Source organism: Streptacidiphilus sp. MAP12-33 (assembly GCF_041261265.1).
In the GTDB taxonomy this organism is placed as follows: Bacteria; Actinomycetota; Actinomycetes; order Streptomycetales; family Streptomycetaceae; genus Streptacidiphilus.
Map to the genome: position 1 here is coordinate 80,726 of NZ_JBGCCA010000033.1, position 22,878 is coordinate 103,603.

General features: G+C 72.1%; 25 protein-coding genes and 2 pseudogenes. 19 read left to right on the forward strand and 8 right to left on the reverse strand.

Going from position 1 to position 22,878, the window contains the following annotated elements; all coding sequences use genetic code 11:
- Nucleotides 1–35 precede the first annotated feature (35 nt).
- The 8 genes from ABH931_RS28750 to ABH931_RS28785 all read right to left on the reverse strand — a co-directional run bounded on the left by ABH931_RS28750 (nucleotide 36) and on the right by ABH931_RS28785 (nucleotide 7,935).
- Entirely contained in the window at nucleotides 36–737 is a 702-nt protein-coding gene (locus tag ABH931_RS28750; protein WP_370119375.1) for a hypothetical protein, read from the reverse strand.
- On the reverse strand, nucleotides 734–2,260 hold the full coding sequence (locus tag ABH931_RS28755; protein WP_370119489.1) for an ATP-binding protein: 1,527 nt from the start codon (nucleotides 2,258–2,260) through the stop codon (nucleotides 734–736). Before ABH931_RS28755 ends, ABH931_RS28750 begins: the two co-directional genes overlap by 4 nt.
- Nucleotides 2,257–2,700, reverse strand: coding sequence for a DUF6238 family protein (locus tag ABH931_RS28760; protein ID WP_370119377.1), 444 nt, complete (start codon nucleotides 2,698–2,700; stop codon nucleotides 2,257–2,259). Before ABH931_RS28760 ends, ABH931_RS28755 begins: the two co-directional genes overlap by 4 nt.
- A gap of 11 nt (nucleotides 2,701–2,711) precedes the next feature.
- Nucleotides 2,712–4,142 carry an SCO6880 family protein gene (locus ABH931_RS28765; RefSeq protein WP_370119380.1) on the reverse strand — a complete coding sequence of 477 codons (1,431 nt, stop codon included), beginning with the start codon at nucleotides 4,140–4,142 and terminating at the stop codon, nucleotides 2,712–2,714.
- Nucleotides 4,143–4,227: 85 nt separating this feature from the next.
- Nucleotides 4,228–5,499, reverse strand: a complete 1,272-nt coding sequence (locus ABH931_RS28770) for an ATP-binding protein (RefSeq protein WP_370119383.1) — start codon at nucleotides 5,497–5,499, stop codon at nucleotides 4,228–4,230.
- Nucleotides 5,500–5,681: 182 nt separating this feature from the next.
- Nucleotides 5,682–6,371, reverse strand: a complete 690-nt coding sequence (locus tag ABH931_RS28775; protein ID WP_370119386.1) for a hypothetical protein — start codon at nucleotides 6,369–6,371, stop codon at nucleotides 5,682–5,684.
- Nucleotides 6,371–6,694: a DUF6112 family protein gene (locus ABH931_RS28780; RefSeq protein WP_370119389.1), complete on the reverse strand. Its 324-nt coding sequence runs from the start codon at nucleotides 6,692–6,694 to the stop codon at nucleotides 6,371–6,373. The genes ABH931_RS28775 and ABH931_RS28780 overlap by 1 nt, the downstream gene beginning before the upstream one ends.
- 101 nt (nucleotides 6,695–6,795) lie before the next feature.
- Entirely contained in the window at nucleotides 6,796–7,935 is a 1,140-nt protein-coding gene (locus ABH931_RS28785; protein WP_370119392.1) for a C40 family peptidase, read from the reverse strand.
- 678 nt (nucleotides 7,936–8,613) lie between these two features.
- Between ABH931_RS28785 and ABH931_RS28790 the strand changes: the two genes are divergently transcribed.
- From ABH931_RS28790 to ABH931_RS28880, 19 genes and pseudogenes are all read left to right on the forward strand, one after another.
- Nucleotides 8,614–9,372, forward strand: coding sequence for a site-specific DNA-methyltransferase (locus ABH931_RS28790; RefSeq protein WP_370119492.1), 759 nt, complete (start codon nucleotides 8,614–8,616; stop codon nucleotides 9,370–9,372).
- 114 nt (nucleotides 9,373–9,486) lie between these two features.
- Nucleotides 9,487–11,254, forward strand: a pseudogene (locus ABH931_RS28795) (type IV secretory system conjugative DNA transfer family protein).
- Nucleotides 11,251–12,153, forward strand: coding sequence for a hypothetical protein (locus tag ABH931_RS28800; protein WP_370119395.1), 903 nt, complete (start codon nucleotides 11,251–11,253; stop codon nucleotides 12,151–12,153). The pseudogene ABH931_RS28795 and the gene ABH931_RS28800 overlap by 4 nt, the downstream one beginning before the upstream one ends.
- A gap of 79 nt (nucleotides 12,154–12,232) precedes the next feature.
- Entirely contained in the window at nucleotides 12,233–13,135 is a 903-nt protein-coding gene (locus ABH931_RS28805; protein WP_370119397.1) for a hypothetical protein, read from the forward strand.
- Nucleotides 13,136–13,224: 89 nt separating this feature from the next.
- On the forward strand, nucleotides 13,225–14,583 hold the full coding sequence (locus tag ABH931_RS28810; RefSeq protein WP_370119399.1) for a DNA cytosine methyltransferase: 1,359 nt from the start codon (nucleotides 13,225–13,227) through the stop codon (nucleotides 14,581–14,583).
- A gap of 352 nt (nucleotides 14,584–14,935) precedes the next feature.
- The gene (locus ABH931_RS28815) at nucleotides 14,936–15,142 is read left to right on the forward strand and encodes a hypothetical protein (protein ID WP_370119401.1); all 207 of its coding nucleotides are present in this window, start codon (nucleotides 14,936–14,938) and stop codon (nucleotides 15,140–15,142) included.
- Nucleotides 15,139–16,272 carry a DnaB-like helicase N-terminal domain-containing protein gene (locus ABH931_RS28820; RefSeq protein ID WP_370119403.1) on the forward strand — a complete coding sequence of 378 codons (1,134 nt, stop codon included), beginning with the start codon at nucleotides 15,139–15,141 and terminating at the stop codon, nucleotides 16,270–16,272. The genes ABH931_RS28815 and ABH931_RS28820 overlap by 4 nt, the downstream gene beginning before the upstream one ends.
- Nucleotides 16,273–16,318: 46 nt before the next feature.
- Nucleotides 16,319–16,810, forward strand: a complete 492-nt coding sequence (locus ABH931_RS28825; RefSeq protein ID WP_370119406.1) for a hypothetical protein — start codon at nucleotides 16,319–16,321, stop codon at nucleotides 16,808–16,810.
- The gene (locus ABH931_RS28830) at nucleotides 16,807–17,463 is read left to right on the forward strand and encodes a hypothetical protein (protein WP_370119409.1); all 657 of its coding nucleotides are present in this window, start codon (nucleotides 16,807–16,809) and stop codon (nucleotides 17,461–17,463) included. The genes ABH931_RS28825 and ABH931_RS28830 overlap by 4 nt, the downstream gene beginning before the upstream one ends.
- A gap of 329 nt (nucleotides 17,464–17,792) precedes the next feature.
- On the forward strand, nucleotides 17,793–18,113 hold the full coding sequence (locus ABH931_RS28835) for a hypothetical protein (RefSeq protein ID WP_370119411.1): 321 nt from the start codon (nucleotides 17,793–17,795) through the stop codon (nucleotides 18,111–18,113).
- Between the two features lie 12 nt (nucleotides 18,114–18,125).
- Entirely contained in the window at nucleotides 18,126–18,767 is a 642-nt protein-coding gene (locus tag ABH931_RS28840) for a hypothetical protein (protein WP_370119414.1), read from the forward strand.
- Complete coding sequence (locus ABH931_RS28845) at nucleotides 18,764–18,955, forward strand: hypothetical protein (protein ID WP_370119417.1); 192 nt, start codon at nucleotides 18,764–18,766, stop codon at nucleotides 18,953–18,955. The genes ABH931_RS28840 and ABH931_RS28845 overlap by 4 nt, the downstream gene beginning before the upstream one ends.
- 28 nt (nucleotides 18,956–18,983) lie before the next feature.
- Nucleotides 18,984–19,283 (forward strand): annotated as a pseudogene (locus ABH931_RS28850) (DNA cytosine methyltransferase); the annotation flags it as partial.
- A gap of 145 nt (nucleotides 19,284–19,428) precedes the next feature.
- Nucleotides 19,429–19,761, forward strand: coding sequence for a hypothetical protein (locus ABH931_RS28855; RefSeq protein WP_370119420.1), 333 nt, complete (start codon nucleotides 19,429–19,431; stop codon nucleotides 19,759–19,761).
- Nucleotides 19,758–20,039 (forward strand): hypothetical protein, encoded by a 282-nt coding sequence (locus ABH931_RS28860; RefSeq protein ID WP_370119423.1) that lies wholly within the window; start codon nucleotides 19,758–19,760, stop codon nucleotides 20,037–20,039. Before ABH931_RS28855 ends, ABH931_RS28860 begins: the two co-directional genes overlap by 4 nt.
- Before the next feature lie 102 nt (nucleotides 20,040–20,141).
- Complete coding sequence (locus ABH931_RS28865) at nucleotides 20,142–20,708, forward strand: DUF4913 domain-containing protein (protein WP_370119425.1); 567 nt, start codon at nucleotides 20,142–20,144, stop codon at nucleotides 20,706–20,708.
- A gap of 12 nt (nucleotides 20,709–20,720) precedes the next feature.
- Nucleotides 20,721–21,470 carry a hypothetical protein gene (locus tag ABH931_RS28870; protein WP_370119426.1) on the forward strand — a complete coding sequence of 250 codons (750 nt, stop codon included), beginning with the start codon at nucleotides 20,721–20,723 and terminating at the stop codon, nucleotides 21,468–21,470.
- Nucleotides 21,467–22,000, forward strand: coding sequence for a hypothetical protein (locus ABH931_RS28875; protein WP_370119429.1), 534 nt, complete (start codon nucleotides 21,467–21,469; stop codon nucleotides 21,998–22,000). Before ABH931_RS28870 ends, ABH931_RS28875 begins: the two co-directional genes overlap by 4 nt.
- Nucleotides 22,001–22,036: 36 nt before the next feature.
- Nucleotides 22,037–22,873 (forward strand): winged helix-turn-helix transcriptional regulator, encoded by an 837-nt coding sequence (locus tag ABH931_RS28880; RefSeq protein WP_370119431.1) that lies wholly within the window; start codon nucleotides 22,037–22,039, stop codon nucleotides 22,871–22,873.
- The last annotated feature ends 5 nt before the right edge of the window (nucleotides 22,874–22,878 follow it).

Here is a 22,878-nt window from a genome sequence, read left to right on the forward strand (position 1 = left end):
TCCAAGCAGTGAAAGGAAGTTGAGAGCTGGGTCGGTCAGAAGGGGCGCGGTATGTGGCCGGTGGTAGGCCAGGGCGGGCGCACCCGGGCGGCGGGCGGCGCCGCCGGATCGGCCGAGGGCGGCGCCGCAGAGGCGGCGTGCGCCGGTCGTGAAGGCGACGAGCTGAGGGCCGCGGTCTTGCGAGGGCCGACGACGGGAGGTTGGGTGGCGTAGCCGGAGGCCGTCCACGCCATCAGCGCCGAGTCCAGGTCCTCGTGCCGGTGGACCTCGTAGTACGACCGCATGCCCCCGTAGAAGATGACCCCTTCCCCAGTGGCGGCGTAGAGGCCGAGCAACTCGCGGCGCTCGTGCGGTGAATCGTGGGAGGCCAGCAGCGTGAGGTGCCCGGTGCAGATGTCAGCGGTGAGCTTGTCCCTGTAGGCAATCCTGTCCAGCGCAGTCCGCACCCCGCCGTCCCCGACCCACGACGGCCGATTCTCGATTCGCGCGCGCTGCTCAGCCTCACTGAATACCCTGGTGACGCCGTACCCGTCGGCGGTGAGCAGCCGGATCGCATCCCGCAGCTGCCGCTCGGCGACGGAAGCGGGGGTGTCGCGGCGCGGGCGGTGAAGGTCGAGCGCGTCGTCGCGGACGAACCCGGCCTGCTCCAGCCACCGGGCACTGCGGCGGTCCGCAGCGCCGGCGACCAGCAGGCCCAGGTCCGGACGGTGCCCAACGGTGACGGCCGCCGGACTCACGCCGGATGCCCCGGGTCGTGCATCCGGGCATCGGTGTCGAACAGCTCCAGCTCGGCCTTGTGAAGAAGATGTTGAACAATAAACGACCGACCGGCCACCTTCCACAGGCCGCGCCCCCGGCCGAGCTGGGAGATCGCGGCGGTCTCCACTCCGGTCAGGCCGAGCAGCCCGGCGGTGGCGGCGAGCTGGTCGGCCTCCTGCCGGTAGATCACGCGGGTCGCGCAGTCGGTCATCAGGCCCTCGGCCAGTGCGCGGGCGCGGGAGCCCTGGTCGCCGGCCGACAGCAAGTCGCTGAGCCGGTGAATGATCAGCATGTTCGCGATGCCGAGGCCACGGGACAGCTTCCACTGGGCCTGCATCCGCTCCAGGAGCGCTGCGTGCCGCATGATGCGCCACGCCTCGTCGTAGATCACCCAGCGCCGGCCGCCGTTGGGGTCGCTGAGTGCAGCCTCCATCCACGCGGACGCGCAGGTCATGGCGAGCGTCAGCGCCGTGTCGTCGCCGCTGGACCCGAGCCGGGACAGGTCGATGGTCAGCATCGGACTGCGCGGATCGAAGACGGCGGTGGACGGTGCGTCGAACATCCCGGCGAGGTCGCCGGTGATCAGACGGCGGAAGGCGTGGGAGAGGTCCTGGGAGGCTTCGCCGACGCGGCGGGACGGGTCGCCGAGCGCCGAGTCCAGCAGGTCGGGCTGGCCGAGGACGGCGGCCACGTCGCCGAGCAGCGGAACCCGGCCCGCAGTAGCGGTCTGCCGGACAGCGGTGTCCAGCGCGACATCGAGACCGGTGTACTCCATCGGCAGCAGGTCGCGGCGCAGGACGGTCCGGGCGAGACTGCCGAGGAGCAGCAGGCGCCGCTTGCGGACCTCGCTGGCCCACGCCTCCTCAGAGATGCCCTCCGGCGCGGCGGTCGCATCCAGCGGGTTGAGGCGACCTGGCAGTCCGGGGCCGAGCGCGATGGTCGTGCCGCCGACGGCCTGCGCGACGCTCGTCCACTCGCCCTTCGGGTCGGACGCCACGTAGACGCGGTAGCCGAAGGCGGTAGAGCGCAGCGCGATCGACTTCGCCAGCGCGGACTTGCCCTGGCCGATGACGCCCGCGATGAGGCAGTTGGGATTCGTGAAGTTCTCGACCTTGCCGTAGAGAGCGAACGGGTCGAAAACGAACGACGCCTCGGCATGGACGTCGCGGCCTATCAGGACGCCGGAGCTTCCGAGGCCGCCCTCGGCCAGGAACGGGTAGGCCCCGGAGGCAGTCGCGGTGGTCATCCGGTGCGCAGGCAGCTTGAGCTTGCCGCCGCGCAGGGAGGCAGGGCCGGGGCGCCCGCCGGCCGGGTAGAACGGTCGCAGCTCCTCGTTCTCTTCGCGGCGGGTGCGGGTGCGCGTCGGCCGGGAGTTGTCGCGGGCGGTGCGACGGGCGGCGGCGAGGTCGCGGCGGGCCTGACGCCGGGAGGCCCGGTCGGATCGGCTGGGGGTGAACAGGGGGGAGGCGGAGGAGGTGCGCAGGGACGTTTCTCCTGTCAGGCGCGGGAGGAGGAGGCCGGGGTGCCGCGCAGTTCGGCAGGGGTGGAGATGCGCCGCATCCGGGCGGAGGCGAGGGTGTGGCGCTGGCAGATGACCAGGTCGGGCGCGCCCTCGGGCAGTCGCAGTGCGCAGGCTTCGCGGGTGGGCACGCGGCCGTCGGCGCGCGGGGCGCGATGGTAGGCGGAGTGGAGGGCGTCCGCGGTCTGCCACAGACGGATCCGGGCGGCGTGGAGCTGGTCGGCCTCGGCGGGCTGGTGCGGCCGGGTGGTCGCGGTGGAGGTGTCGACGAGCCGGAACAACGCGGTGCAGTGCGCATGGAGCGCATCCAACTCGGCGCGCGACGCTGGTAGTTGGTCCGGTGCGCTGGTGTGGTGGTGGACGTCCACGGCGGCGGTGGCGAACCGCAGCAGCCGGGGACTGTCGGCGGGAGGGTGGTGCACGCGGTCTCCCGTCACAGGCGGGCGAGCGGGAGGGCGGCGCGGGAGAACGCCTCGGCCTGCTCGAACTTCAGGAGGCGCAGGTCCAGGCTGGTGCTCGCCGCTGCGGTCTCGATCGTGGCGCACTGGCGGCGCAGGTCCTCGGGGGTGTCGGCGCCGACGACCACGAGGCCGGTGAAGTCGACGTCGGCGTGGCCGCTGATCAGTTCGCGTTCGTGCTCCTTGGCGTCGGCGTACTCCATGGAGTCCGCCTCACTGTCCACCTGTCCCTTGCGGACGCGCTCGGCCGCGTCGGCGACGATCGACGCCTTGCGCCGCTGGACGGCCTTGAGCGCGGCGTCAAGGTCTTCGGGCCCGTAGTGGAGAGACAGGGTGCGGCGTACCCCGGCGGAGAAGACGAGGCTGTGGAGGAAGCCGTGGCTCACCTCGCTGCGCGGCCACTGCTCGATCCAGTAGACGGCGTGGCAGGCCGTGTCGCTGGTGATGCGCTCGCTCTCCTCGACCAGGACGACCGGTCCGGCGGCGGCGGGGTCGGCCTCGGCGCGGCCGGTGTCGGACCACTGGTCCATCGGGGCAAGGGACTTGGGGTCGTAGGCGCTGCGGATCACGGCGGCGAACTCCCGGCCGGTCAGCCAGCCGGAGGGGACCAGGCCCGCGTTGCGCAGGGACTGCTCGAATCCGGGGGTGAGCTGGGACAGGACAGTGAAGGCGCCGGTGAGCCCACCGCCGGCCTCGCCGATCAGCCGGCGGGCGGCCTTGAGGTCGAGGGCGATGGCGATGTACGCCTCGTGCGGCGCGGCGGTCGGACCGGCTGCGGCGAGGAGTTCCTGGTAGACGGGCCCGGCGACCGGCGTGTCCGGGTCGCCGTGCTCGGCCCAGTAGCGCTGCAGCGCGTCGCCCGAGTCGGGCACGGTGCGCTCGATGACCTGGACTGCGCTGATGTAGCCGGTGCGGGCGAGGGCGGCCAGGGCACGGCCCCAACCGGACACGTTGGCGGACTGGGCGGGAGCGTCGAGGAGGGCGAAGGCCCGGGAGGTGACGCGGATGGCGGCGATCAGGGTGCCGCGCTGGGGGTCGTGGACGGCGCCCATGGTCCCGCTGGGGGCGGTGACCGCGCGCAGGCTCGCCGTGGTTCCGGGCAGGTGGAGCAGGCCGTCGCGGCGGGGGCGGGAGCTGGGGCGGGCGAGCCAGATCAGCTGTCCCTTGGCGCGGCGCAGGTAGTAGCGGATGACGATGGGGGCCCAATCTGCCACGGAGCGGCTGTGGAAGCGGATGAGGACGAGTGCGGCGGCCAGTGCCCATACGGGCGTCAGCAGGACGGCGCCGACCAGACCGCTGCCGACCATGGTCACCAGCAGAAGGGCGCCCGCGAGGCCGACGACGGTCAGCTGGGCGGGGCTCAGGCCGAGCAGGATGCCTCGGCGGGAGCGGGTCGGGAACCGCACGGTGGAGAGGAACTCGGTGGACAGGGGCGACTCCTGGTGGGGGCCCGGCCGGGGCGGTGGGGTGGTCGCCCCGGCCGGGGCGGGATCAGGCGAGCGGCGAGGACGGCGGACCCGCCGCCGGGGCGGGGCCGGCGACCGGCGCGGTGGAGGTCGCCGGGCCGGCGGGTGCGGGCGAGGAGGCCCGCGGGGCTGCCGGGCGGACGCCGCGAACGACCGGGACCGGTACGCCGGGGCTGCCGGGAGCGGCGGCAGCGGCTACCGCAGGCGATGCTCCGCCGCTGCCTCCGTCGGCCGGTGCGGTTCCGCCGCCCGACGGGCTGCTGGCGGAGCGGGTGATCAGCGGCTGGCCGGTGCCGGAGGCACGGCGGGTGATCAGCGGCTTGGAAACGGCTCCCGCGTTCCCGCCACCTGTGCTGGTGCCGGGGTAGGCGAAGCTGGTCTGCGCCGGGGCGTCGGAGGGGGTGCTCGACGGGGACGGGGTGCTGCCGATGGCACTGCCCTGGCCGGGGACCTTCTCCGGCCCCTGGGGTGCGGCCCCGGCTGCGGCTGCAGCCCCGCCGGTTCCGGCACTCGCAGCCATCTGGGCGCCCTTGCGAGCGGCTGCGGCTGCGGTTTGCAGGCCCGCGCTGGTGGTCCGATGCAGGTCGGAGGCAGTGCCGTCCGCAGCCCAGTGGATGAACTTATAGGTGACCATCGGGCACAACAGAACCAGGACCATCACGACCATCCCGGACATGATGTCCGAAAGCGCCCCAACGCCGCCGCTGCTGTTGGAGTTGCCGATCGCGGAGACGCCGATCAAGAAGACGATGGTCATGACCAGCTTGGAGAATACGAGGGCAGCGGTTGCCTCGATCCAGGCACGGCGCCAGCGTGCCGCCGGTTCCCAGCCGCCACCAGCTCCCGCGAAGACGGCCAGCGTGACGAGGACGAGGAGGGCGACCTTCCGCAGCACCATCGTGCCCCAGTACATGACGGCACCGACCACGCAGCCCAGCGCGACCAGCGAGGGCACCCCCCAGCCGAGTCCGGCCGTACCGGCGATCTCGCCGACCTTGATGACCCTGGTGACGGCGTCCGAGGTGCTGGTGTTGGCAACGTGGAACAAGCCGCTTGATAGCGCGTCCACCACGGACAGGGCGATGCCCGTACCGGCGACGGCGACGAAGGAGAACAGGACGCCGGAGATCGTCCCCGTCAGGGCCTGCGACAGGGCTTGGCCGTCGCGTTTCCAGGCCGCGCGCATCAGCTGCAGACAGAACGTGCCGACGATGGCGATCAACCCGATCGGCAGGATGATCGCGTAGTTCTCGCGAAACCAGCTGGCGCCCAGGTCGACGGATGTGGTGGCGTCCACCGCTTGGGAAGCGAGATTCGCTGCGCTCTGCGCGAGATCACCGCAGCTGCGGGCGATCCAGTTGCCGATGGAGCCGGTGATCGAGTCGGCGATGCCACCGGGGGTGACGTCGCACAGGGCGCCGGCGAGAGGGAGGTCACAGAACCCGATAGGGCACCCCCTCCTTTCTTATAGGTGGCGGGTCAGGGGTAGACGGTCGGGGCGATCGACGCGAGAGCGCAGTCGTGGCCGGGGCGGCACTGCACGGCGAGGGTGATCGCCCGCTGCTCGTCGCCCCGTCCACCTCCGGTCCAGGTGATGGACTGGGAGCCGGTGACGGTGACCGCGTACACGTAGGCGACCGTGAGCTTGGTGGGGTCGGCGGCCACGGCCTGGTTGAACGCGGTCGGCAGGTGCGCCTCGTTGACCTTCCCGCTGGCGAACTGGCCGTTGTCGCGCATCCGGTCCCACAGGGTGGGGTCGGGGACCTGGCTGGCGAGGGCGACCGGGTCGGCGTACGTGGTCTCGCTGGTCAGCCAGGCGTGCAGCCCGGCGAGCTGCTGCGGCTGGGACGCGGTGCGGGTGTCGTAGGTCCACAGCGCCTGCGCGAACGCCTTCGCGAACACGATCGGATCGGTGGTGTGCGGCGGCGGGGCGACCGGCTTGGTGGCCGCAGCGCCGGTCGGCTCGGTGCTCGGCCCGGCGGTGGACCCGCTGATGGGCGAGGCCCCGGCGGTGGCGGCGGGGGCGGCCTGGCTGCGGTGGCCGCCGCCGGTGTACCGGGCGATGAGCCCGGCCACCAGGGCGACGGCCACCAGCGCCACCAGGCCGACCAGCACGCGACGGGCCATCAGCGATTGCCCGCCGGGCTTGAACGGCTGGGGCTTGGGCATCAGTGGACGCTCGTCCCGACGTTGCTGAAGAACGCCACGATGCCGTTGGCAGCGCCGAGGAGAAGCGCGCAGCCGGCCGCGACCAGCGCGCCCTGCTTCCCCTTCTGCTCACTGCCGTGGGAGCCGGTGTGGTGGCCCCACGCCCACACGATGCCGGAGACGCACATCGCACCGACGACCGCGATGATCGCGAACAGGTTGATCGAGCCGACGGTGCTCTTGAGCACGTCGAGACCGGGAAGTCCGCCCTCGGAGGGCTTGATGCCGGGGTCGAACGCCAGCTGCTGGACCTTGGCGGCGGCGTTGGCGAGGTAGGTGGTCAATCACACTCCACAAGCTGGGGGATGGGGTAGACGCGGCCGGGCCGCGGCGTGACAAGGGCGGAGAGGCGCGCGAAGTGCGCTGGAAAGGGCCGCAGTTGGCGTCAGGGGACGATGCGGCGGGCGGCGACGATGGCGGACCGCCAGGAGGCGAGACTGGTCACGTCGACGACGGCGCCTGTGTGCGGCGCCTGGACGACGAGGCCCTGCCCGATGTACATGCCCACGTGGTTGGGGCCATTGGGGCCGGGTTCGGTGAACAGCAGGTCGCCGGGCTTGAGGGCGTCGACCGAGATGGCGGTGCCCTCGCTGACCTGCGTGTACGTGGTGCGGGTCAGCGTGATGCCGCCGGCGTGGTACGACTGCTGCACCAGGCTGGAGCAGTCGCAGCGGCCCATCGGGTCGGGGCCGTGCGGCGCGGTGCACGAGCCGCCCCATTGGTATGGGGTGCCCAACTGCCCGAGTGCGTAACGGATTGCGGACTGCACTGCGGGTGGCGCGTCGGTCGGGATCACGTACCCGGCGGGCAGGGTGCCCGGCGGGATCGTCCCCCAGTCGATGCCCGAACCGCCCGTTCCGCACCAAGTCGCGGCCGGAGGCGGTGAGCCGGGCGAGGGCGACGGCGCCGGGGTCGCGGAACTGCCGCCCAGCGCCTGGGAGATGGCCTGCTGCAGAGCGTTGGCCAGGCTCTCCCACTTGGCGTAGGCGTCCGGGAAGCCGGACTTCTGGACGGCCTGCGCCGCCTCGGTAAGCGGCAGCTGCTGCCACCCGTCCACCTGCAGCAGCGCCTTGTAGAAGGCGGTGGAGGCGTAGACGGGATCCTGCAGCTGGGCCGGGGTGCCCCAGCCCTGGCTCGGACGCTGCTGGAACAGGCCCAACGAGTCCCGGTCGCCGTACGAAAGGTTTTGGAGACCGGACTCCTGCAACGCGGTTGCCAGGGCGATGACTTGGCCGCGCGCCGGGACCTGCATCGCGATGCCGGTGGCCACGATGGCCTTGGCGTTCGGGATCTGGGTCGTCGGCTCGTCCAGGCCGGACACCGGCACGGTGGGCCCACCCTTACCGGACAGGATCTGCTGGACCTGAGCGGCGACGGCCGCGACGTCCACCTGCTGACCTCCGGTGGTGCAGTTGGCCTTGATGGCGGCGTCGTTCGCCATCACCGCCACGGCCGGGAAGCCGATCGCGATGGGAACGCCCAGGATGAACGCGGCACAGCCGCACGCCACCTTCTGCCAGCTCATCGGACGGCCGGCCGACCGCCTTCGACGGCGGCCGGGAGGTCGGTCGGGGGCCCGGGCAGGCGCGGGTTCAGAGAGCTGATGGGGGTCTCCATTTCAGGCGGGAGCGGGGGCGCCGTCCCAGCCGCGAAGGCGCGGCCGGGACGGGTCGGGAGCGGCAGCAAGCCGCCCTCGTAATCTGCGAAAAGGCATGGCGGTGCCCTTTCCGTGACATGACGGAATTCGGAGGACGTGGTTTTTCGACCGTAGGCCCGGCGCGGCCGTTTTCCTAAAAGGCAGGGATGCGGCCTGCTCAAGGGCCAGGTGGACCCGGCAAGCTCGGACCCTCTCCGGCCGCTGGCCATGGGTGCCGTCACCTGGCGCGGAGGGGCCCGGTCCTGCCGGGGTGTCACACAGTAGGAGCCGGTCGGCCGGAAACCTAAAAAGGGTTCTTGCATCGGTCGGCCCGGGTTCGCCGTGCGACGTGGAGGACGTTAGACGCCGGTCGGCCGGAAACCTAAAAAGATCACGCTCCGGTGGAAAGCACGGCCCTTTTTAGGTTTCCGGCCGGAGAACGCCTAACGTGCCATTTCCGCCCCGCGAAAGCCCCAGGCCCGCACGGTCCGCGCTTCGCGCTGCCGCCCCGACCGCACGGGCGGCCGAGGGCGACGACACCCCTGTCCCCGTTCTGCAGGAGCCCCCCTGAGCTACAAGATCCACCGCGGCGACGCCCTGCTCCGGCTCGCCGACATCCCCTCGCAGTCCGTCGACTGCGTCATCACCGACCCGCCCTACAACAGCGGTGGGCGCACGGCCAAGGAGCGCACCGCCCGCACTGCCCGCGAGAAGTACACCACCGCGGGATCGCAGCACACGCTGGAGTCCTTCCCCGGCGAGAACAAGGACCAGCGCTCCTACACGTACTGGTTGTCCCAGCTGCTCGCCGAGTCCTACCGCGCCACCCGCGACGGCGGCACAGCGCTCGTTTTCACCGACTGGCGCCAGCTCGGCTCCACCGCCGACGCCCTGCAGGCCGGCGGCTGGATCTGGCGCGGCGCGCTGGCCTGGTACAAGCCCGCCGCCCGCCCGCAGCGCGGAAGGTTCACCCAGCACTGCGAGTTCGTGCTGTGGGGTTCCAAGGGCGCGATGGACGCCGACGCCAACCCCGTCTACCTGCCGGGCCTCTACACGGCCTCCCAGCCCAAGGGCTCGGGCCGGGTGCACATCACCCAGAAGCCCGTCAGCGTGATGCGCGAGCTGGTCAAGATCGCCAATCCGGGCGGCACCGTCCTGGACTTCTGCATGGGCAGCGGCTCCACCGGGGTGGCCGCGCTGCTGGAGGGTCGGAGCTTCGTCGGCATCGAGGTCACCGACCACTACGCCGGCGTTGCCGAGAAGCGCCTGGCGGAGGCCGCCCGGCAGGTCCGTGAGGGCACGGCCGACACGGAGCCCTCCCCCTGACCGCCATCGCCGTGTGCCGGGCCGCCGACGTCGGCGGCCCGGCCAACGCGGCCCCTGCTTCTCGTGCCGTCCGCCCCCGGCGCGCCAACTCCCATCCCTTGTAAGGACCCACCCCTGCCCGCCACCCCGAAAAGCCCATCGCAGAGTCCGGGCACCGACGCCCTGCTCTACGCCCTCATAGGTGCAGGCTCCGCCCTCGCCGTCTTCGGCTCCCTCGCCTGGACCGGCGGCAACACCGCCAACTCTTTGACGGGAAGCGGCCCCTGGCACGCCCCCTTCGAGCCGGTGACCGCCGCACTGCACCCCGGCCAGCTCTACCCGCACTTGTCGTCGATGGCGCTGCTGATCGCCACCCGCGTCGTCCCCGGCATCGCCGCGCTCGCCCTGGCCGCCACCGGCCTGTGGCTCTGGTCCCGACACCGGAGCAAGCCCAGCGGCCTCGCCACCTCCCGCGACCTCGCGCCGCTGCTGCCCGCCGAGATCACCGCCAAGGCCCGTGACCTGCGTCCGAGTCTCGCGGACTGTAAAAGACCGGGCAATCCGCCCCGATGACAGCGGGTTGCTGCTCGGCAACCTCGGCCCTTCCGGCCCGGAGGTTCGCGCCTCCTGGGAGGACGTGTGCGTCGCCATCATGGCGCCGCGCTCCGGAAAGACCACCAGCCTGGCCGTCCCAGCGATCCTGCGGGCTCCCGGCCCCGTCCTCCTGACCAGCAACAAGGCCGCGCGGGACGCCTACACAGCGACCCTGGAGGCGCGGTCCGAGGCCGGCCGCGTCTGGACGATGGACCCGCAGGGCATCGCCCACACCCCGCAGAGCATGTGGTGGGACATCCTGGCCGACGCCAAGGACCTCCCCGGCGCACGCCGTCTCGCCGGGCACTTCGTCGCCGCGGCGGTCGACGAAAGCTCGCAGGGGGATTTCTGGAGCACCGCCGCCCAGAACACCTTGTGTGCGCTTTTCCTGGCGGCCGGATGTGACCGGCGCCCGATCACGGATGTTCTGAAGTGGCTCGCGGTGCCCTCCAACCGGACGCCGATCGACATTCTCCGCGACCACAAGCTGCTCGCCATCGCGGACCAGCTCCAAGGCACCGTTTCCGGCGCGGTTGAAACCCGCGACGGTATTTACGAGACTGCCCGCCAGTATGCGGCCTGCCTTCTCGACCCGAAGATCTCCCGCTGGGTCACCCCGAATCCGGACCTTCCGCAGTTCAAGCCCGAGGAATTCGTCACCGACAAGGACACCCTCTACCTGCTGTCCAAGGACGGCGGTGGATCTGCGGGCGCCCTGATCGCCGCGGCAGCAGACTCCGTGATGCGCACCGCAGTGATTCAGGCCGAGCGTGCCGGCGGACGGCTCGATCCTCCGCTCCTCGCGATTCTCGACGAAGCCGCGAATGTGTGCAAGATCTCGGATCTCCCCGACCTGTATTCACATCTGGGGTCACGAGGGGTCATCCCGATCACCATTTTGCAGTCCTATCGACAGGGCCAGAAAGTCTGGGGCGAGACCGGCATGGACGCGATGTGGTCCGCCGCCACGGTCAAGGTAGTGGGCTCCGGCATTGACGACGCGGATTTCGCGGACAAGCTGTCCCGCCTGGTTGGTGAGCACGATGTCGAAACCGTTTCGCACTCCACCTCGGAATCCGGGCGGTCCACCTCGACGAGCATGCGTCAGGAGCGCATTCTGCCGCCCGACCAGATCCGCGCCCTGCGTAAGGGCACCGCGTTGCTGTTCGCCACTGGCATGCGCCCCGCCATGCTTGACCTGCGGCCTTGGTACAAGGAGCCGGGTGCCGGTGCGATCGGCAAGGCGTCCTCGCGGCAGACCGATCTCATCACCGAGCGCGCTCTCGCTGCGGCGGGTGAGGCCGCATGAGTTACACCCCCGAGCCCGCCCACCGCATTTTGTCGCTAGGTGCCGGCGTGCAATCTACGACGCTCCTCCTGCTGTCTGCGATCGGCGAGCTGCCGACGCTCGATTACGCGATTTTTGCGGACACCGGCTGGGAGCCTGCGGCCGTTTACCGGCATTTGGACGAGGTGGAGCGCCTGGTCCCCCACCCTGCCAATATCCCGATTCTCCGCGTGTCCTCGGGGAACATCCGAGCGGACGCCCTCGACCCGGGCCACCGCTTCGCCTCCATGCCCTTGTACATTCTGAACAAGGATGGCAGTTCGGGGATGACCCGGCGCCAATGCACGGGCGAATATAAGATAAAGCCGATTAAGCGGGAAGTGCGCCGTATTCTCGGCTACCCGTACCCGGCGCGGGTGCCGCGCGGGGTGTACGTCGAGCAGTGGATCGGGATCTCGACTGACGAATTCCACCGCGCCAAGGACTCTGACGTCAAGTACACCCGCCACAGCTTTCCTTTGATCGATCTCGGCCTGTCCCGCCAGGACTGCCTCAAGCTGCTCGCCGATCACGGCTGGGAATCCACCCCGAAATCCGCATGCCTCGGATGCCCATTTCACGGAAATGCCCAGTGGAGGCAAATCCGCGACGGTTCGCCCGAGGAGTGGGCCGACGTCGTCGAGTTCGATGCCGCGATCCGCGCCGGAAATGCTCGGGCCAATTCAGAGGGGCGCCCGCTGCTCGGGCAGGCATACCTGCACCGTTCTCGTCGCCCGCTGGCCGAGGCTCCGATCGACCGTCTCGGCCGCGCCGAACTCCGCGCCCTGCAGCAGCTCACGCCGGCCGAGGAGGAGCTGGAGACCGGGCCCGAGGACGGCTGCTCTCCGTTCAGCTGCCGCTCCGGCGAGGCGGTCGCGTGACTGCCCCGGGCTCGGCACCGTCGCCTCGCCCGGCCCGCTCACGCTGACCCTGCCCTCACACCACCGGGAGGTACCTCACTTGGATCCCTGGCGCACTCCCGTCGACCGGGCCAAGGCGCTTAGCCTGATCAGCCCGTTCCCCGACGGCACCGTCGTCGGCGTCCAGCAGCAGGCCCGCCGTGGCGGCATGGTCGTGGTCGCCACGCTGACCCAGACCATCCGGCAGGACACCTGGTCCGGCATCCGGGTCGGGGTCGTCTCCCCGGCCGCTGGCGAGGTGGACTCGAACTGGTTCAGCTTCGCCGACCACCGCCTCTTCGACGAGAGCCTCTATCCCCGTGATGCGCGCAGCGGCGAACTCGACCGGCTGAATCAGCGGGACCTGCTGCAGCCGCACTGTCTGCGGCCGGACCGGCTCCGCGACGCTGTGGAGGTCTATACCGGCGCCTTCGCCCCGCCAGCCGACCCGGAGTTCGTCGCCCTCGCCCGGTTGGGGGCGCTGCACGGATTGGCGCGGCGGCTGGACCACGTCGGCTCCGCCTACCCGCAGACCCTGCCTGGGAACGCTTTCGCGCACGCGGAGGTGCTGCGGGAGGTGGCGAGCGAGATCCACACCTCCCTGCTCCCGCTGGCCGGTGAGTCGCAGGCCGCCGACAGCGCGCCGCTCGGGCTGCCCGACGGGCTGGCCTCACTGCGCAAGCTCCGCACGGCGCTGACCTGGCTGGCTCGCAGCGCCGGCGAGGCAGAGCACCCGGGCTACGGCGAGGTGTTCAGGAAGCACGCCGCCGCCCTCGCCGAGATCGGGGAAGCGATCACCACCGACTTCGCTGCGTGCCCTCCCGCCGCCGATGGCATGCGCGTCGGCGCAGCGCGGAGCACCTCTCTGACGGCCGCTTCGGTGGCGGTGGCGGACCGGTCGACCACCGGCGTCCCGCGATCCGCCGCGGCATCGGGCCAGGCGACTGGTCGGGGGCTGCACTGAGCTACCGGTACCCCGAGATCCCGCCGCGGGACTTCCGGCCGCGGTTGTCCACGGCCGGCGACCTGCGCTGGCCCGATGAGGGCCCGCAGATGGGCCCCTGGACGCACGACCGACTGGTCGCCCTCGCCCACCCCTGGCCTGTGTCCTGGTTGTTCCCGCCGCGACCCGGCGATCCCCAGCGAGTCGTCAACCTATTTGCTGGTCCTGGTGGTTGGGAGCAGGGACTGCGGGTTCTTGACCCTTCGGGGTTCGACGTGGTCGGCGTCGAGATCGGCTGGGACGCCTCGGCGACCGCCGTCGCAGCTGGTCACCGGCGCATCGTCGCCGACGTGCGGAGCCTCGACCCGGTGCACCCGGCGCTGCGGTACGTCGAGGGGCTCACGGTCAGCGCGCCGTGCCAGGTGTGGTCACCGGCCGGCAAGCGCGCGGGTCACCAGGAGCGCAACGTCGAGTTGCTCTTGGACACGCTCACCATGGCGTGCGAGGCGACCTTCGGGCACTACCACGACACCGGCGAGTGCGAGGCCGCGGACATCTGCGGTATCTGCTCGGACCCCGAGTGGGACGGCTACAACGGCTTCACCGGCCCATTGCTGACCTTCGACGAGGCCCGCTCCCTGGTGCCGCAGATGAGTGACGAGCGCATCGGGCTGATCGCCGAGTCGCTGATCTGGTCGCTGGCGCTCACTGCCCGCTACGACAACTTGCGCTGGATGGCGATGGAGCAGAGCAGCGCGCTGCCGGAGGTGGTGCTGGACGCCATCACCGAGGAATTGCAGATCGCTGACTGGTGCTCAGCCGACTACCAGGTCCTTGACGCCGCTGACGTAGGCGTTGCTGCCCACCGGCGGCGCGTCTACCTGGTGGCCGGGCGCCACCACTACGTCAACCTGCATGCCATGCAGCCTGCCACGCCGGTGCTCGGCCGCACTCTCGCCGAGTCCCTCGGTTGGCCCGAAGGCGTGCGCATCAACACCCGTGGCACCCGCCGTACTTCCGGCGGCAACGAGTTCTCGGCCGACCGCACGGCGCCTGGCACCACCAGCAAGATCCGCGGCTGGTACTGGTCGGACAACAAGGACCGGAAGTACACGGTTCCGGAGGCGGCCCTCACCGTCGCGATGCCGGCCGACTACCCGTGGACTGGCTCCCGCTCCTCCGCGTGCCAGCAGCTCGCCGACATTGTGATCCCCACCGAGGCCGCCCGGGTGGTCGGCGGCGCGATCCTGCGCAAGGAGTGGGAGCGGCCGGTCTCCCAGTACCTGGACACGATCTACAGCCCGGAGAGCCTGGCCCTGGCGGCCCCTGCCGCCGCCGAGCCCGCTTCGCCCAGGGCGACCGCGGCCACCTCCACCGGCACCGCCCAGGTGCAGATGCTGCCCGGCTTCGACGACCTCTTCGTGGCCGCCGCACCCACCGCGCGCAGCCGGGCGGCCCGCCCCCGGTGACCCTTCCCCGGCTCCGGCGCCCGGCCGCACGCCGGAGCCGGGGAGGCCGTTGCCCCCTCCACTACTTCGGGAGACCCACCATCGACCGCATACCCGACCGCCCGCCCGTCGCACCGGACCGGCTCTCCAGTTCCGGCGCCTGGGCCGCCTACCAGTCCGCGCTCTCCCGCTACGCCGCCCGCCAGGCCGCCGTCCGCCAAGCGCTACGGGCCAGCGAGCCCGCCCCTGTCGACGCTGACCGGCCTCTGCCCGCACAGCGCCTCCGCAGCTCACGGGGCTGAGTCCGGCCCGCGGCCGAGCAACCCACCAAGCTCTTCAACTCACAACGGACTTGTTCACTGTGCACTCCCCTTTGCTGTCTCCCAGCGCGCCAACGAACCCCCGCCCGGACACGGACCCCGGCGCGCTACCGTCGCTCCCCGTCTCACGGATCGACGGCCGCTGGCACCTGGCCGTCGGCCTCGGTCACGTCTCGATCGAAGACGACGCCCTCACCCGCGACCTGGAGGCGCTCGCCTCGCTCCTGGCCCCCGCCACCTCGCCCGGGCGGCGCCCGTGAGCGTCGACAGCCCCGGCCTCAGTCCGCAGCTGGAGGCAGAGCAGGCCGTGCTCGGCGCCTGCCTCCTCGCCCCCGCCCAACTGGATTCGTTGCGTGCTTGGTTGGAGCCGCGTCATTTCCTCCGGCCGGCCCACGGCCAGTTCTTCGCGGTCCTGCTCGCCCAGCTCGACGAGGTGCCGCTGCCCGTCACCGGTGACGAGCGCCGCGACTGGGCACTGCGCGCGATGGCGTCCGGTGCTCGTACCATCCCAGGCTTCAGCGCCAGCTACGGCCAGTCGTTGATCTCGGCGTGTCCGACGGCGGCGCACGCAGCCGCGTACGGGCGGATGGTGCTGGAGACTGCGGTGCGCCGCGCCTTGGAGCAGCACGCGCACCGGCTGCTGGCCGCCGCCGAGAGCGGCTCCGTCCGGACCACGGTCGACCTGACGGTCGCGCTGCACACGGTGATCGACCAGCTCACCGGCGCGTGGGGAACGATCGACGTCCGGTCGACGAAGCCGCTGCCCGAGCCGACCGCCGCCGTTGCTCTCCTGTCCGGCCGCGCGGCCGACGCCGCCCGCGACGACGAACGCATGCTGCTGCCCTCCCTCGTCGAGTCCCCGGCTCGGATCAGCGAGATCGCCTCCTGGCTGACCGGCGGCGACTTCCTGGCGCCGGAGCACCGCGCCGTCTACCAGGCCCTGACCGCCCTCGCGCACCGGGGCGAACCGGTCGACGAACTCACCACCCTGTGGGAGGTGCAGCGACGCGGAGCCCTCGCCGACGGGACGACCACGGTCGAGGAAGTCCGGAGCCTGATGGGGCCGGGCATGCCGGGTGATCCGGGCTACTGGGCCGAGCGCGTCCTACGGGTGTCGCTCCTACGCGCCTCTGCCACCTCCGCTGGGATCGTTCGCGTCCTGGCACTGGACGCCTCCGTCTCCGCCGGCACCCTCCTCGGCGACTCGCTGCGCGCGCTGGAGCCCGCCGACCGCCTCCAGCAGCGCCATCGCGCCGCTCTCGGCACCCCCGCTTCGGACCGTCGCGGGCCCGTGGTCCTGGGCACCCGGCGCCAGGCCGCCACCCGCACCGCCGGAGCGGCAGACCGGTCCGCCCCAGCCCCTGTCGAACCCGCCCCGCCCCGGCGCTGACCTGCGAACCCCCGGAGTCACCCTGACCAGCACACCCAACGCCTCCATGCGCGACCTGACCACGGTCGCCGGGATGCTGCGCCTGCTCGGCCGCGTTGCCGCCGCGCCCCCTGGGCCAGGCCAGCTGGCTCCCGCCCCCGCCGCCGTGTCCGAACGAATGGCCCAGGCCCTCGCGTTCGAGCGCCAGTGCACGGAGCACGCCGGGCAGCACCGGAAGCCGAACGGCGCCAATCCGGCGTTAGCCAGGGCCTACTCGGCAGCGGCCGTCCGTGCCGCCACGATCACCCGGCACCTCGGCGTTGCCTTCGACCTGTCCGTCAAGTGCGCCATGACCGAGCGCGGCGCCCCGCGCAGCGCGGCCGAGTCCCTGCACCAGCGCCGCCACAAGGCGGCACTGGCGGCGCTGGCCGAAGCAGAGATGGAGGCCGACCGCGGCCACCAGGAGATCCTCGGCTTCGCCACCGCCATCGCTGCCGGCCCCGCGGAGCCCCCGCCCTCCCGACCCGTCGCCGAGCCTGCTGCCCGGGGCCGCCGATGACCGACGACCAGCACGAGGTCGGGCGCCTCCTGCGTCTCCTGGCCTCCGACGCCGGGAAGGCGGCGCTCGGAGGGGTGCCTCCCGCCGAACCGGTCGACCTCGCCGAGCAGTTCCAGGATGTCCTCGCCCTGCAGCAGCGCACAGCCGTCAACGCCGCCCGCTTCAACCAGGCGTCCCCAGGGCAGCCCGCGGCCCGCACCGGTGCGCTCGTGTTCGCCTGGGCGGCAGCCCGGTTGGGCCTGGTCGGCGCGGTGCTCGGGGAGACCCTGGAGGCCGCAGCCCACCTCTTCGACGCAGGCGCCGCCTCCCTCAACGCCCGTCAGCTCGACGCTCTGGAGGCCGTCGTCGCCCAGGGCTTGGAGAGCACTCGGTTGGGCCTGCACGCTCTCTCGGCCGATCTCCTCGCCATCAGCACGGCCGTCACCGCGGGCCCGCCCTGGCCCAAGGTGCCGCTGCCCGCAGCAGCGGTCGCCCTCGCCGACCCGCCCGCGCGCCACCCTGCGCCGATGCACCCTGCTGCCGGCGAGCACGAGCCTCGCCCAGGCGCAGCTCGTCAGCGGACGCGGCACCTGCTGATGGTGGCGGCCCCGCCCACCTCGCCCCCCGGTGCACCGCCGACGTCAGCGACCGTCCTGCCGTTCCGCCGTCCCTGACCCGGCAGCCACCGCGCCGGTCACCGCCGCTACAAACGGAGCCCAGCACGCCCGCCCCCGCATCCGCACCGACTCTCGACGACTACCAGAAGCACCTGCGCCTGGTCGCCGACCAGGCTGAGGCCCTGGCCCACAAGCTGCCCGGTCCGTACCACGACGACCCCGGCGTCCCGGACGCACGCACCGTCGCCCAGCAGCTCAGCGCCCTCCAGTTCGTCCAGACCAGCACGCTCGGCGCCGCCGACTACGCCAACAACATCCCGCTCGACCCCGCCGCCACCAGCGCCGCCAGGCGGACCGCCATCGCCCTCGCCGGTGCCCACACCCGGGTGACGGAGGCGACTCGGCACCTCGCGCACCTGTTCCAGCACTCCGTCACTGCGGACGTGTGGGCCGTGCCCGACGCGCAGCCGGTCGACCCCCGGCAGGTCTACACCGCTGTCTGGCACCAACTCGGAGCCGCAGCACGGGAGCTGCGGGCCGAGGCTGACCGCCTCCCGTCCGCCGGCGTCTCGCACCTGCCTGTCCAGGCCCGCCAGCAGGCCGCGCTGAGCATGTCGCAGCGGCTGCGCCGTGCCTTCACCGGCCGCTCGGCCGAGCCCTCGCCCGTCACCGCCCTTCCCCGCAGCGCCGTCACGCCGCGCCGCTGAAACCGAGGCCACATGACCTACCGGACCCCCGTCGAGACCCAGTCCGAGTGGCTGCTCGGCACCGCCAACAACCTGCATGCCTTCCGCGAGGAGCTGTGGCGCCTCTACAGCTACCGCGATCCCCAGAACGCCCGCCTCGGCGCGGTGCTGGAGGGGCTGACCCAGGCGCAGGAGAGGCTGCTGGCCAACACCACCGACGAGTTCGACACCATCGCGCCCGACTCCGCCGAGCCGGAGGACATCGCCTGGCGTCGGTGCACCGTGGCGTACGCCTACGCCGGTCTACTGAACGCCAAGGCGATCCTGCGCCTGCAGCCCGCCGTCGTCTCGGCGACCCTCATCCGCCTGACGCCCGGCCCCGCTTACGCCTCACCGCACCGCCTGGCCTACTTCAAGTCGCTGTCCGCCGGTCAGGAGGTCCTGGACGAGGCCGTCTGGAAGCTCCGGGAGACCGCGGAGCACCTGACCGGCCCCGAGCCCGACCGGCTCAAGGCGTTCACCGGCGACGCCGCCTTCCGCATGGTCCGCTCGGCCGCTGTGACCGCCAAGCCCGCCGAGCCGGACACCGCCCAGAAGGCGGCCGGGCCCGGCGCCGTGGTCGTCGCTTCGCCGCCCACCCGCGCCGCCAGCGCCCGCACCGGGGCGCGCCGATGAGCACACCGAACCGCGAGGGGCCGCGGATCGGGTCGATGTGCTCCGGCTTCGGCGGCCTGGACATGGGGGTGCAGGCCGTGCTCGGCGGCGAGGTCGTCTGGCACGCCGAGATGCACCCCTCCGCCGCCCAGATCCTCGCCCACCACTGGCCTAGAGACGCCAAACCTTGGCGATATCACCGCAGTTGACTGGTCAAGTGTTCCCTCGATCGACGTCCTGACAGCAGGCTTTCCCTGCCAGGACCTGTCGGTCGCCGGCAAGCGCGCCGGCCTGATGGAGGGCACCCGCTCCGGACTGTGGCACACCATCGCCGACGCGATCGACGTCCTCAAGCCGAAGTTGGTGATCATTGAAAACGTACGCGGAATCCTCAGCGCAGCCGCTGCCGCGCCAACCGATGGCGACCTGGAGTGCGGCTGGTGCAATCTGGGAGACAGCGGAGGTGAGCCTCCTCTGCGGGCACTTGGCGCGGTACTCGGAAGTCTGGCCAACCTCGGGATGGATGCGCGGTGGACGCTGCTATCCGCGGCAGCCGTCGGTGCCCCTCACCGCAGGGAGCGTCTCTTCCTCGTGGCCTGGCCCGGCAGCTCCGGGCCTGCCGACGCCACGGGCACGCGATGCGAAGGGCCCGGATGCCTGGCGGGCCGACCTGGGTCACACGGTGGCGCTACTCAAAACTCCGACGAGCAACCTCGGGCAGATCGGCGGCAGCCAGCACCCGGACAAGCGCCGGTCGGGCGGCCACGGCCCGAACCTCTCGGACGAGGTGGAGCACCTGCTGCTGCCCACTCCGAAGGCGTCGGACGGGACACATGGCGGCCCGAACTCCCGTGGGAGCAAAGGGGATCTGACGCTCTCATCGGCGGCGGCACAGCTGCTGCCCACTCCGCGGGCCTCGGACACCGGGACACCGGGGCGCCGGGCAGGGCACGGGTTCCGGCCGCCGCTGTCGGCGGTGCTGCTGCCGCTGTGGGACCGGGTTCCGGAGGAGTGAGCCGGTGGGGCCCTTACGCCTCGGCCGTCGCGCGGTGGGAGCGGGTCACTCGGCCCGCCCCGGAGCCGGTCGACGGCAACGGTCGCCTCGCCCCGGAGTTCGTCGAGTGGATCATGGGCCTTGATGCCGGGCACGTCACCGGCGTTCCCGGCCTGTCCCGCTCGGCCCAGCTGACCGCCCTCGGCAACGGTGTCGTCCGCCAGCAGGCAGCTGCGGCGATGCAACTGCTCGACGCCCCCAGGCTCCTCGCCGCTGCGTGCTGCGGCGGGCCGCGGTGAGCCGGGCGCGCTTATACCCCACGATCGGCCGGATGCGTCCGGCCGATCGCGGCGGAATCTTGTCTCACGACCCGCGACCGCACCGAAAGGTCTCTTCCTCCCTTGACCGCATCCGAGCCCGACGAGGGCGCCGAGCCGAATTCCGGCTACGGCGACGCCCAGATCGAGGCCCTCTCTGCGAAGTTGACCGCCTTGGCGGCCGGCTTCGACGCGCAGGCCGAGCAACTGGCCACCATGTCGACCGCGTTGGAGCCCGAGGACGATGGCGCCGGCGCCGAGCCGATGTTCATCGTCGCCTTCGAGGACCCGGCCTACTACAAAGAGGTCGAACTCATGGTCCCGTGGGTCGACGAGATCTTCACGAAGATCTACGGACCCGAAACCACGGCGTCCAGGCCGTGGTGTGTGCGCTGGCCTGAGCATCCCGAGGCCGTGGCCCGGCTGCACGCCCTGTGGCTGGCCTGGCAGGCCGCGATCGACCCCGAGTCCGGCGCGAACGGCCCCAGCTCCTGGCAGCGCGACCACCTGGAACCGGCGCTGATGAAGCTGCGCAGCGCGGACGGCCCCTTCGGGGCGTGCACCAGCTCCGGCGGCCATGTCAGCCACCGCCTGCTGGATCACCCGGCGCTGACCGACCCCGATTCCCTTGCCCTCCCCACCTCGACCTGATCGGAGGCCGACATGCCCGACCTCAGCAATTGGCAGCCCGCGGACACTGCCTCCGCCGACGCCCAGCAGCACTTCCTGGACGCCGAAGGGGTCTACGACCTCCTCACCGAGACCAACCCCTGCGACCTCGACGGCCCCGAGCCGGGCAGTGAGAACTTCCTGCTGTACGAAGACCTCGACGCCTATGAGGAGACCGCCAACCCCGCGCTCGCCGCGCACCTGCGCTACGGCACCGACGGCACCTTCACCCTGACCACCCACCCTGCCCCCACCTTCGCCATCGCGGCGGCATGGCTGGTCGACCGCGGCGCCGACCCGGGTGCCTTCCTCCACCGTGCCGGCCACGGTGGCGCCCCCGCCGACGAGCGCAGCGCCACGGTCGCCGCCCGGTTCATCTCCGACCACGCCCGGTACGAGCAGGTCGAGCACGGTGTCGAGCCGGGCGAGACCTGGGTCATGCTGCGCGACACGACCTCGGCTGGTGCCGCCCGCCCGTTCCTTCTGCAGTTGGAGGCTGGCGACCCGGAGCGCGGCTACACCCTGCGCCAGGGCGCCTTCGCCAACCCGCAGGAAGTCCAGCAGTGGCTGGAGACCCGGCGCACACCGCTGCCGCCCGTCGCCCAGGGCGAGGTCACCGTCGTCTACAGCCCGCAGGCGCTGGCGGCACGTACCCGCACCACCCCCGTGGCCGCCAAGGGCACGACAGCCGAGGCCACCCCCGTCGCTGTCCCAGTGCCCGCCGGGCGGCGGGCCGTGCGGTGACCGAGCAGCGGCCGAGCAGTCCTCCGGTGGGCTTCTCCGCCCACCCGGAGGCGCTCGCCGACCTCCTCGACGCGCCCGCGGACGTTCGGGACCTCGCGCTGGAGTACCTCGACCGGCTGCTGCGCGCCGAGGTCCGCGGTCCGCTGCTCGACCAGCAGGGCGACCGCGACCTGCGCGACGCCCGCAAGCTCTACCTCGACGACCGCAACGCCTACCGGCTCGTCTACACCGAGCAGCGCGCGGCGAACAACCCGCGACGCTTGCTGGGAATTCACCTCGTCGCGGTGGGTCGGCGCTACAACATCGAGGTCTACAAGACGGCGGCCGAGCGGCTGCAAGCCGAACGCCTGAAGCAGGCCGCCGCCCAGGAGGCCCCGCGCCTCGGCATGCCGGCAAGGTTCCAGGCCGCCCTCGCGGCCTCCGCCTCCAGGCCCTCCCCGGCGCACGCCGTTGCGACCGGCCCCAGCGGGGCTCCGCCCACCGTGGTCGCCGCACCGCCCGCCACCCCGCCCGCCGTCGTCCGACGCTGACACCCGCCACGCCCCACTGCCATAACGGAGTTCGCCATGCCCGCATCCGCCACCGTCACCGTCCTGGGCCGCGCCCAGCTGGCCGCCGAGGGGATCTCCACCCGCTGGTCGACCCGCGTGCTGCGCACACTGCGCTCCTCCGGCCCGCTGCGCCCGGCCGAAGTCGTGGACGCCACCCCGATCCCGGCGGGGAGCCTGCACAAGGTGACCGGCCTGCTGGAGCGTGCGGGCGCGATCACCCGGCTGCCCGTCCCGAGCCGCTGCCGGTACGAGCTTGCGCTGACCGATGCCGGCCGAGCGTTGGGCCCGGTCCACGCCGCCGCCCTGGCCTGGGCCGACCGGCACCTGGTCGGCCGCACGGAGTTGGAGGCGCCGGAGGCGATCGACGATGCCATGAGCCTGTTCGCCAGTCCCCACACCGGGGCCGTCCTGTTCGAGCTGGTGGCGAGCGAGCCGTTGACGGTTCCGCAGCTCGCGGAGCGGCTGCCGGTCGGCGGCACCGGGATCCTTCACCACCGCCTGTCCGTACTGGCTGAGCACGGCCTGATCTCTCGCAGCGGCACCCCGCGGACCTACCGGTGGGCGATCAGCGAAGCCGGCATGCACACCGGTGCCATGGTCCGCGAGCTGTCCGGGTGGGCGGAGCGGTACCTGCCCAGCGCCGCCCACCCGGGCCCTGCCGCGCGGGCAACCTCCGCCGTCACGGCCGCCTCCGGCACGGACGTCATGGTCGTCGCGGCTCCCAGTCCCGTTTCCTCGCGGACCGCAGTCGCCAAGCTGCGCCGGGACACCCTGCGGATCCACTTCTCCCACGCGCCCGATCCCCAGCCCCCGGCGCTCCTGCACAGCGCCGCCGCCGGCCCGCGCCGCTGAACCGC

What these genes read in the sequence shown, in the direction of transcription:
- ABH931_RS28775 (WP_370119386.1), bottom strand. Translation starts at nt 6,371, where the DNA reads ATGCCCAAGCCCCAGCCGTTCAAGCCCGGCGGGCAATCGCTGATGGCC.
- ABH931_RS28785 (WP_370119392.1), bottom strand. Translation starts at nt 7,935, where the DNA reads ATGAGCTGGCAGAAGGTGGCGTGCGGCTGTGCCGCGTTCATCCTGGGC.
- ABH931_RS28800 (WP_370119395.1), top strand. Translation starts at nt 11,251, where the DNA reads ATGAGTTACACCCCCGAGCCCGCCCACCGCATTTTGTCGCTAGGTGCC.
- ABH931_RS28810 (WP_370119399.1), top strand. Translation starts at nt 13,225, where the DNA reads ATGGGCCCCTGGACGCACGACCGACTGGTCGCCCTCGCCCACCCCTGG.
- ABH931_RS28825 (WP_370119406.1), top strand. Translation starts at nt 16,319, where the DNA reads ATGCGCGACCTGACCACGGTCGCCGGGATGCTGCGCCTGCTCGGCCGC.
- ABH931_RS28830 (WP_370119409.1), top strand. Translation starts at nt 16,807, where the DNA reads ATGACCGACGACCAGCACGAGGTCGGGCGCCTCCTGCGTCTCCTGGCC.
- ABH931_RS28840 (WP_370119414.1), top strand. Translation starts at nt 18,126, where the DNA reads ATGACCTACCGGACCCCCGTCGAGACCCAGTCCGAGTGGCTGCTCGGC.
- ABH931_RS28845 (WP_370119417.1), top strand. Translation starts at nt 18,764, where the DNA reads ATGAGCACACCGAACCGCGAGGGGCCGCGGATCGGGTCGATGTGCTCC.
- ABH931_RS28870 (WP_370119426.1), top strand. Translation starts at nt 20,721, where the DNA reads ATGCCCGACCTCAGCAATTGGCAGCCCGCGGACACTGCCTCCGCCGAC.
- ABH931_RS28880 (WP_370119431.1), top strand. Translation starts at nt 22,037, where the DNA reads ATGCCCGCATCCGCCACCGTCACCGTCCTGGGCCGCGCCCAGCTGGCC.